The organism is Arthrobacter sp. Y3225116 (assembly GCF_059091245.1).
Genome location: NZ_JBNHGL010000532.1, coordinates 1 through 648, shown reverse-complemented (window position 1 = coordinate 648; position 648 = coordinate 1). Strand labels below are relative to the sequence as shown.

The following is a 648-nucleotide window of genomic DNA, read 5'->3' as shown; positions in this document are numbered from 1 at the left end:
GTGCTCCACGGGTCGGCCACCTGTGTCCGGCCGGGGCGGCCCGCACCGGACGGAGCGGCCGGGGACACGGGAGCGTGCGGGGGCGGGCCCGCCGGGACGTGCCCGGTGGCGGTATTCTCCCGGGCGATCAGGTCCCTGCGCGACATCGGTTCCATGGAATCGGTTCCAACCTGTCTCAGTCGAAGGTGGTCAGCAGCGAGGCGAAGACGCCGAACAAGCCGATGACCAGCGGGACGGCGGCCAGGATGGCCAGCGTCTCCAACCGGTTGGCCAGCAGGCGCAGTTTCGCGGCGGAATGGTCGGCCAGCGTGACGGTCAGCGAGATCACCACGGCGATGGCCAGCACCAGCAGGCCGGCCGCCACGAACCAGCCGTGCCCGGGAGAGACAGCCAGCACCGAGCGCGCCAGGGCCAGCGTGCCGGCGGCGGCCGCCAGGTACAGCGCGATCCGGTCGGTGGCCAGCGGAAAGGCGCGCGCCCGCAGCCCGGTGGCCAGGGCCAGACAACCGATCAGCGGCATTGTCCAGGCCTGCCACTCGGTGTCCGTTCCCAGGATCCACAGTCCGGCGGCCACGGAGAGCGCCGCCAGCGCGGTGCCGAAGCTGAGGCCGCGGTGCGCCGAGCCGATGGCCACGTGGACGTCGGTGC

General features: G+C 73.0%; 1 protein-coding gene. It reads right to left on the bottom strand.

The genetic code is table 11. The features are described 5' to 3' along the window. Window positions 1–175: 175 nt before the first annotated feature. Window positions 176–648 (bottom strand): hypothetical protein (locus AC5RV2_RS18800; protein ID WP_494093589.1); only part of this gene is annotated, 473 nt, incomplete at its 5' end.